The sequence below is a fragment of the Polaromonas sp. genome, from assembly GCF_012927485.1.
In the GTDB taxonomy this organism is placed as follows: domain Bacteria; phylum Pseudomonadota; class Gammaproteobacteria; order Burkholderiales; family Burkholderiaceae_C; genus Polaromonas.
Map to the genome: position 1 here is coordinate 1 of NZ_JABBPC010000007.1, position 8,928 is coordinate 8,928.

Here is an 8,928-nt window from a genome sequence, read left to right on the forward strand (position 1 = left end):
TGGAACTTGCTACGCTGGAATGGGTGTCCTGGTTTAACCATCACCGGCTGCTTGAGCCCATCGGTTACATTCCCCCTGCCGAAGCTGAAGAAAATTACTATCGGCAATTAACCAGTCAGGCCGTCATGTCGGTCTGACTTAACCCAACGGGCCTCCACGAAAACCGGGGCGATTCAGGTTGTCGCATCCCCGTCGTACGACGAAGACACAACGCCCACAAGATGTCCCCGGCTATCGAACACCGGCCCGCCACTCATGCCCCCCCTCGCATCGCAGTCAACCGCAAAGCAAGGCCCCGGAAGCATGGAGCGGTCTCTTCCTTCGGGGTAACTGTCAATCACCAGCACCTTTATGCATCCCGGCACCATTTCGACACGGGTGGCACTTGAAATCACTTCTGTACGGCGTATTGCGGATAGACCGGTGACTGTGAGTTCGTCGCCCACCGCTGGCATACGCGTAGTGACCGACGCGAAGTCGAAATGACGGTTTGCGGGGAAACTCGAACTAAGAGTGAGAGACAAAACCGCGAGGTCAGCATTAGGCACCAGAGAAAACCGCAGCACAGTCCACAGCAACATTCCGCCCGGTAGCGGAGCCTGCGCAACGAGGGTAGCCTCCCCTGACGCGAGCTTTTCTGCGTAGCCTTGATCCTGTAGAACGTGCGCCGCACACACAGCGAGGCCAGGTCCAACCATAGCGGCTGATCCGGTGGTGTGATGCCCAGAGTCATCCCGGAAACTGAGGGCCAGCAGGATACCCAGCTGGGAGCCTACGGGCATGTAATCCCCAGAATTGCCCTCGAAGAAAAGTCGCTGCGCGGAGAAGGTCAGCCTTTCGCCCGCCATTAGTTCGAGGTGTGGATCGTTATTTGCGACAGCAGAGACTTCGTCGGTATTCACACAGTTCTCCATGCTGATCGCGACTGGCCGTACCGCAGCCTATAAAACTAGAGCCCACTCAATCGGGAGACCTGTTTGACGGCTCTTGAAATTCTGTGCTGAGATGAACTGCACATTTTCTGCTCTCCGCTAGTCAGCCTACGACCTATTACTGATATTTATTCGGCGTCGGGTAGTTTGTTCCCGCAAGTCAACCACCAAAAGGCCTTCGACAGCCTCTTCAATTTGTTCAGGTCGCTGGTCTGAATAACGAGATTGATCGATATCACCAACTGCCACGAATTGTTCAATAAATGCCGGTAGCTGCTTGTGAAAGCCCACCACATCGCTCAAATCTTTGTCGCCGAATTCATCGGGAAACATTTCCTTGAAAACATCGATAGGTGAAGTTAGCTGGGCGCAACAGGCGAAGCAAGGGAGCGGCATCGAGATGGCCAATACATCACCAGCGGACACCGGCTTTGGGCCTGACGCGAGGAACTTGTTGAAGACTCGGTTCGCACTGGCAAGGTAAACGCCTTGCTTGAGGAGGCCTGACTGGCAAAGATTGGGCGCGGCTGCGTCGCTAAAAAAGGCATAGAGAGCCATCGCGCTATTTGCTGCCGCAGCATTTCTAAGCATCTCATTCTGTAGCCCGTATTTATTGCTGTGAGCGATCCCTGAATAAAGATTTGACTTTCCGCTGTGCGCTTTCTTAGCCTGCACGCGAAGTTTCAAGCCGCCGCTGTTAGTTAAGAACCACCACTCCCACTCCCAATCGGCTCCCGTGTACTTTGCTTCTTGGTGCCTTGTATAAGCTTGGTAGGTTATCAAGGAGGACTTTTGGGAAATGTCGTACAGCAGCCAATCAGTTAACGACTCTTCTTTGACTGCTGGCTGCTTTTCGTGCCACTTTTGCACGTACGCAGCACTGTCCTTGAAGACTTGGCACACATTGTTCATCTGTCCCCCAATCAAATAACGAAAAGAAAAAAGCCCCAAGGACTTCTCCATGAGGCTTTAAATTGTGCACCCATACGCCGATCGAACCCGCATGAATATTAGTGCTTAAGGAGTGGGGTGGCTGATGGGGCTCGAACCCACGACAACAGGAATCACAATCCTGGACTCTACCAACTGAGCTACAGCCACCAGAACCTTGAATTATAGCGGCAAAGCCGCTGTGATCTATCGCGTCACGTTTTCTTCTGCGTTTGCGGTGACGGGGACAGGTTTGGCAACAAGAATTTCTGCTTTAAAGCGTGTTTTCAGCCCGTTGTAATAGGCGAGATTTTCGGCGGACGTCCACCACTGGGTGTATTGATTACGTTCCTGTTTTGCGGCGGCTTCGGTCGGTACATCGCGAGCAACTACCTTATTAACTTTGACGATTGCATACCCTTGAGCGCCGAGATCAACGCCTGCAAAGGCGGGCAAGGCGCTCGCATCGACGCGCAATGCCGCATCAATCACTTGGGGGGGGAGTTTCTGGGTCTGTTCACGCGACACCAGCACCGGGGCAGACAGCAGCGTAGCGGTAGCCGGAGCGGCTTTCCAGGCGGCCAGTTTGGCGATGCCGTCTTTGCGCGCTTCTTCTGCGCCGTGCTGGGACAGCCAGCGTTGACGAACGATGTCTTTTACGTCTGCAAAAGGCTGAGTATGCGCGGGCTGGTACTGGACAATCCGGCCTGAAACCAATTGACTGGGCGCTATTTCAATGGCTTCTGTGTTGCGTTTTTTCTCAATCGCATCGGGGGCAAACAGCGCGTTCAAAAATTTAGGATTAGCCTGTACACCGGTGGCACCGGCCGGGGGCACGCGCAGCACATTACTGGCCGATTTGATTTCGAGCTTCAGTCGGTCGGCAATCGGTTTGAGACTATCTGACTGCTCATACACACCGTTGGTGAAAGCTTCAGCAGTTTCAGAAAATTTCTTCTGGGCTTGCTGCTTTTCCAGATCGGCCACAAGCTCGGGCCTCATCTCCTCAAAACTGCGTTGCTTGGGCGTCTTGATGTCGGTCAGCTTGATGATGTGGTAACCAAACTCGGACTCCACCACGCCACTGATATCACCTTTTTTCATCGAGAAAGCTGCATCCTCGAAAGGTTTGACCATAGCGCCGCGGGCAAAAAAATCGAGGTCGCCGCCATTAGCTGCAGAACCAGAATCCTGTGAATTCTTAGTCGCCACATCGGCAAAGGAATCTGGGAATTTTTTGACACGAGCGAGCAACTCTTCTGCTTTGGCCTTGGCTTTCTCCCGATCTGCAGCGGGTGCTGTCTTGGGCGAGGCAATCAGGATATGACTGGCCCGGCGCTCTTCAGCGCCACTCAGCCGCTGCACGTTCTGCTCGTAATAGGTTCTCAGGTCTGCTTCATTGATAGTGATGCTTTTCTTGACGGCGTCCAGATCAAGCAACACATATTCAATGCTGGCCTGCTCGGGCGCTTGAAAAATCTTTTCGTTGGCTTTGTAAAACTGTTCGAGGTCGGCTTCTGTCGGGCTCAGCCTGGATGCGAAATCAGCGGTATTGAAACGTACGAACTGAATTTCACGCTTTTCGAAATACGCGTTGAGGGCCAGATCGGTGACCGAGCCGGAAGAAAACCCACTGGCGCCGATACCGACCAACACTTGTCGGTTCGACAGATCAGTTCGCACATTGGCTTCAAACATTTCCGGGCTCATTCCCTGGGTGCTCAACAGTTGGCGATAGCGTTCCATATCGAGCGTGCCGTCAGGGCGGCGCAATGACGCAATTTCGGGACTTTGTTGCAACTCCCGCGCCAGATGCTGGTCACTGGTGACAAGCCTAAATTTATCTGCTGCTGCAGCAATCACGCGATCACGCACCAGACGTTCGAGAGTGGCATAGCGCGCTTCCGGCGAATCCAGGAGCTTGGCGTCCAGCGAAGGCATGGACGCCCGTAACTTGTCAACTTCCTTTTGGTGCGCGCGATCCCATTCCGACTGAATAATCTCCTTGCCGTCGACCTTTGCAACCGCTACGCCCTTTTCCCTTGATCGGTTGTAGCCATCGAGACCCAACAAAACAAAGGAAGGCACGATCAGCAAAAACAGCAGTGCCATCGTTACTTTGGTGTGCTTGCGAATGAAATCAAACATCTCAAATTTCCTGTACAACTACCCCAAAAGGGCAAACAACAAAAAAGGCGAACCATGTTCGCCTTTCTTTCAGTGGGTGGTGGGTGCTGACGGGCTCGAACCGCCGACCTACGCCGTGTAAGGGCGCTGCTCTACCAACTGAGCTAAGCACCCCACTAAAAACCTCTACCTCAATTCAAGGCATCCTTGAGCGCTTTGCCCGGACGGAACTTCGGTACCTTGGCCGCCTTGATTTTAATCGCATCGCCGGTACGCGGGTTACGCCCCGTGCGTGCAGCACGTTTACCCACGGCGAATGTGCCAAAACCCACCAAAGACACGGTGCCTCCTTTTTTAAGGGTTGCTTTCACAGCACCAATAGTTGACTCCAGCGCACGCGTCGCGGCGGCTTTGGAAATATCCGCATGTTTGGCAATGTGCTCGATCAGTTCAGTCTTGTTCACAAGGAGCCTCTCGTTGATTGATAAGTTAATCTGGTTGAATCTAGAAAATGCTTTTCGGGACCCTGTTGTAGAGGTGTCAGCCGAGGCAACCTGTGCAGGTTTTCTGCTGATTCCAATTAGAGCCATGGACTTCTAACCTGTCAATACAGCATCCGGCTTTTTCTCAGCATTCGGACGCGGATTCTAGTCTCTTTTTTCACACATTCTGCACTTAGTTTCAAGCAGCGCCCTCAATTTCCATGTTTGACAAAACCGTTTATCACGACCCGCTCACCACCTCGGCAATGGCCTTTCCGAGATCGGCTGTGCTGGCTCGCCCGCCCAAATCGGGCGTACGCGGAGCCCCACTTTCGGGTCGCAACACTTTTTCAATGGCGGCGAGAATACCGTCGTGCGCGTCCGTGTACCCCAAGAAATCCAACATCATCGCACCGCACCAGATCTGCCCAATGGGGTTGGCAATATTGCGCCCTGCGATGTCAGGGGCCGAACCATGTACAGGCTCAAACAGCGAAGGAAATTTGCGCTCTGGGTTGAGGTTGGCGCTGGGCGCAATGCCGATAGTTCCGGTGCATGCGGGTCCCAGGTCGCTCAGGATATCGCCAAACAAATTGCTTGCTACGACCACGTCAAAAAAGTCCGGTCGCTGTACAAAGTGGGCGGTGAGAATGTCAATATGAAATTTGTCGAGTTGAAGGCCTGGATAATTTTTTGCCATCTCAACCACGCGTTCATCCCAGTACGGCATTGAGATCGAAATGCCGTTGGACTTGGTCGCACTGGTCAGGTGTTTTTTGGGCCGAGACTGCGCGAGTTCAAACGCAAACTTCAACACACGATCGACGCCGATGCGCGTGAACACCGACTCCTGCAACACAAACTCACGATCCGTTCCAGGAAACGCCCTGCCACCGATGCTGGAATATTCCCCTTCAGTGTTTTCTCGAACAATGTAAAAATCGATTTCGCCGGGTTGTCGCGGACTTCCATCACGCCTGACCACTGGCGCAATAATTCCGGGCATCAGCCGTGCCGGTCGCAAATTGATGTACTGGTCAAATTCCCGCCTGAACATCAGCAAGGAACCCCAAAGCGACACGTGATCGGCTATTTTTTCAGGCCAGCCCACTGCTCCAAAATAAATCGCGTCATGGCCACCGATCTGGTCTTTCCAATTATCCGGCAGCATTTTTCCGTGATTTTCAAAATAGTCCCAACTGGAAAAATCAAAGTGATCAAATTGCAGATCAATTCCGAATTTAACGGCCGCCGCTTCCAGCACGCGAATCCCCTCTGGCATCACTTCTTTGCCAATGCCGTCGCCGGCTACCACTGCAATTCTTTTTTTGCCAATACGGGTACTCATGGTGTGGCTCTTTTCAATATAGGTTCTGACAAAAGATGGTTTGCGGAAAAGCGTATGGTCTTGCCCGGAGTCTGCGAAGGTGCAAACCTACCCGCTAAACCTGCAACATCGGGTGACGCAAAATCTTAAACTATTTGCCTGTTTGCCCGCTCCGTAATGCGGTCACGAAAACTACGTTGACTTCAGCTTCACAGGCCTCACCACAAGGCTTACGCCTAACGCAGTAATGGCCGTGCCCAGGAGGGTGCTAAAGGTGATTGATTCGCCAAACAGTAGCCACGCCATCACCGCGGTCGTGGGCGGCACCAGATAAAGCAGGCTAGTCACCGAAGTCGCTGCGCCGCGCTGGATCAGCAAGTAAAGCAGCGAACTACCGCCCAGCGTGAGCGCTAGCACCGACCACGCCATGGCGCCCAAAAATTGGGGGTTCCAGGCGATGGATTCACTTTCAAGAAGGGCAAACGGCAAGGTCACAAGCAAAGCGGCCCCCAACTGAATCGCGTTAGCGCTGCGCACATCGGTGGGCTGCAGAAAACGTTTTTGATAAAGCGTTCCCGCAGTGATGCTGAGGAGCGCAAATACCTCACAACCAAAGGTCAGCGCTGTAACTTCCCCACCTGCACCGAATTTGCGGGCGACAACCAACAGCAGCCCGCCCAGTCCCAAAACCAAACCGGCCCACTGGCGCGGTGCAACTCTAGTCTGCTCCGGCCCCGAGCGACCCAAAACGTTGGAGGGACCCATCCAAGAAACCCAGAGGGCGGTCAGCACAGGCTGTAAGCCCACAATCAGCGCCGCCAAACCCGAACCCATACCGGCTTTAACAGCGATCCAAACGCCGCCTAAATAACCCGCATGCATCAGGATTCCAGCGACCGCCAAATGCAGCCACTGTCGTTGGTCACGCGGCCACGGAGCGCGGACGAGTCTGATCCAAATAACGAAACAGACGATGGACAGGATATAGCGGATCGACAAAAAGGTAAGCGGCGGCGCATAGGGCAGGCCGAACTTGGCGACGATGAAACCGGTACTCCAAATCAGGACGAACACGGCGGGCATGGCCCGGACCAGCGTGCGAGACGAGGACGGCGCGCTCACGAGCGCCTCATTTAGCACGCGCGCGGATTTCCGGAATAGCTTTTTGCAGGTAGTAAATCATGGACCAAACCGTCAGAATGGCAGAAATCCAGATCAACCAAGTTCCCCACAGATGAGTATTGATCACCCCGAACAGGGCGCCGTCGAACAGAAGGAAAGGGATCGCCACCATCTGGACTGTTGTCTTGATCTTGCCCAGCATGTGCACGGCGACGCTCTTGGTGGCCCCGATCAGGGCCATCCATTCGCGCAGAGCCGAAATCGCAATCTCGCGCCCAATGATGATTAACGCTACGAACACATCCGCGCGTTGCAAATGCACCAGCACGAGCAGCGACGCGCACACCAGAATCTTGTCCGCCACAGGATCAAGGAAAGCACCGAACGAGGAGGTCTGGTTCAGCTTGCGCGCCAGATAGCCGTCCAGCCAATCGGTCGCAGCGAAGATCACAAACATCACGGTGGCGATCAAATTCCGCTCTGCTGGGGCAATATTCAAGTAAAAAACACCCACGATTAACGGAATCGCAACAATGCGGGTCCAGGTCATCAACGTGGGAATGGTCAGAAACATGGTTCGATTTTGGCATGAGCGGTGAGCACCTTCCCGACGCAGGGGTCAGGACAGGTTGAAATGCTGCACTTCGTTGCAGAAAAACGTCTGGTCGCGGACGCCCCTGTCACGCAGGAGACCCGCTGGTCGAAGAGATGCGTCATCTGCCGACTCAATGCAAGGCGCGGTAAATTTCATCGGCAAGGTCTTTCGAAATGCCGTCCACCGTGGCGATGTCATCGGCGCTGGCCGACGCGATGCCACGAATGCCCCCAAAGCGTTGCAGCAAACTAGCGCGCCGCTTGGGGCCAATCCCCGCAATATCCTCCAGCTTGCTGCCGCCCATTCGAACCTTGGCCCGTTTGGCGCGCATGCCGGTGATGGCAAAGCGGTGCGCTTCATCCCTGATTTGCGCAATCAGCATGAGCGCTGCCGAATCACGCCCCAGGTACACCTTGTCACGACCATCGGCAAACACCAATTCCTCCAGTCCCACTTTGCGGCCCTCGCCTTTTTCGACACCCGCAATCAGCCCCAAATCCAGCCCCAGTTCTTCAAACACCTGGCGCGCCATAGACACCTGCCCTTTGCCACCATCCACCAGCACCAGGTCTGGCAGCGAGGCCTCTCCGTTGCGCACGGCCTCGGCCAACTTGGTATAACGGCGCGTCAGCACCTGGCGCATCGCCGCGTAATCGTCGCCGGGTGTGATGCCTTCGATGTTGTAGCGACGGTATTCACTGTTTTGCATCTTGTGCTCCTTGAACACCACGCAGGAAGCCTGGGTTGATTCGCCCGCTGTATGCGAGATGTCAAAACACTCAATCCGCAGGGCATCCAGATTGTCCAGGGGCAGGTCAAGCGCTTCTGCCAAAGCGCGGGTGCGCGCCTGTTGCGAGCCTTGCTCGGCCAGCAAACGAGCCAGCTGAAGACCGGCATTTTTCTGCGCCATCTCCAACCAGATACGCCGCTGCTCACGTGGCTGGTGGACTGCCGTGACGCGGCTGGCGGCCTGCTCGGCCAAGGCATCGATCAGGTCCTTGTCCACCGCCTCGCTGCAGACGAGGGTCGGCGGTACGGGCACGTCAATGTAGTGCTGGGCAATAAAAGCTTCGAGCACAAGCGCCTCCAAGGTTTTCACACCTTGCCCAAGTACCGCGGGATTGGCTTCGTTGGCCTCATCAAATTCGGCATCGAGGACGGCAACGTCGGTGGCATTTTCTACATGCGTCGGAAAGTAGGCCCGATCACCCAAGTGGCGCCCACCACGGACCATCGCCAGGTTGACACAGGCTTTGCCGCCCTGCACTTTCACAGCAAGAATGTCCACGTCTTTGTCGCCGCCTATTTCCATGGACTGTTGGTGCAATATCTTGGACAACGCCGACATCTGGTTGCGCAACTCGGCGGCCTGCTCAAACTCCAGTTTTTCGGCGTGGGCCAGCATTTTCATTT

Annotated in this window: 8 protein-coding genes, 2 tRNA genes and 1 pseudogene; 1 reads left to right on the top strand and 10 read right to left on the bottom strand. The window is 54.6% G+C overall.

What is annotated here, in order from left to right; all coding sequences use genetic code 11:
* Positions 1-137: pseudogene (locus HHJ16_RS02000) on the top strand (IS3 family transposase); the annotation flags it as partial.
* 36 nt (positions 138-173) lie between these two features.
* Here HHJ16_RS02000 and HHJ16_RS02005 read toward each other — a convergent pair.
* The 10 genes from HHJ16_RS02005 to HHJ16_RS02050 all read right to left on the bottom strand — a co-directional run.
* Positions 174-902: a serine protease gene (locus HHJ16_RS02005; protein WP_293640248.1), complete on the bottom strand. Its 729-nt coding sequence runs from the start codon at positions 900-902 to the stop codon at positions 174-176.
* 138 nt (positions 903-1,040) lie between these two features.
* Positions 1,041-1,895: a DUF6615 family protein gene (locus HHJ16_RS02010; RefSeq protein WP_293640249.1), complete on the bottom strand. Its 855-nt coding sequence runs from the start codon at positions 1,893-1,895 to the stop codon at positions 1,041-1,043.
* A 62-nt stretch (positions 1,896-1,957) separates the two neighbouring features.
* Positions 1,958-2,033 (bottom strand) — tRNA-His (locus HHJ16_RS02015).
* A 36-nt stretch (positions 2,034-2,069) separates the two neighbouring features.
* Positions 2,070-4,010, bottom strand: coding sequence for a SurA N-terminal domain-containing protein (locus HHJ16_RS02020; RefSeq protein ID WP_293640250.1), 1,941 nt, complete (start codon positions 4,008-4,010; stop codon positions 2,070-2,072).
* Between the two features lie 77 nt (positions 4,011-4,087).
* Positions 4,088-4,163, bottom strand: a tRNA-Val gene (locus tag HHJ16_RS02025).
* Positions 4,164-4,180: 17 nt separating this feature from the next.
* Positions 4,181-4,453, bottom strand: coding sequence for an HU family DNA-binding protein (locus HHJ16_RS02030; protein ID WP_293640251.1), 273 nt, complete (start codon positions 4,451-4,453; stop codon positions 4,181-4,183).
* 259 nt (positions 4,454-4,712) lie between these two features.
* Positions 4,713-5,819, bottom strand: coding sequence for a tartrate dehydrogenase (locus HHJ16_RS02035; protein WP_293640252.1), 1,107 nt, complete (start codon positions 5,817-5,819; stop codon positions 4,713-4,715).
* 171 nt (positions 5,820-5,990) lie between these two features.
* Positions 5,991-6,881, bottom strand: coding sequence for a DMT family transporter (locus HHJ16_RS02040; protein WP_293640256.1), 891 nt, complete (start codon positions 6,879-6,881; stop codon positions 5,991-5,993).
* Between the two features lie 46 nt (positions 6,882-6,927).
* On the bottom strand, positions 6,928-7,494 hold the full coding sequence (gene pgsA / locus HHJ16_RS02045) for a CDP-diacylglycerol--glycerol-3-phosphate 3-phosphatidyltransferase (protein ID WP_293640254.1): 567 nt from the start codon (positions 7,492-7,494) through the stop codon (positions 6,928-6,930).
* Between the two features lie 151 nt (positions 7,495-7,645).
* Positions 7,646-8,928 (bottom strand): excinuclease ABC subunit UvrC (locus HHJ16_RS02050; protein ID WP_293640255.1); only part of this gene is annotated, 1,283 nt, incomplete at its 5' end.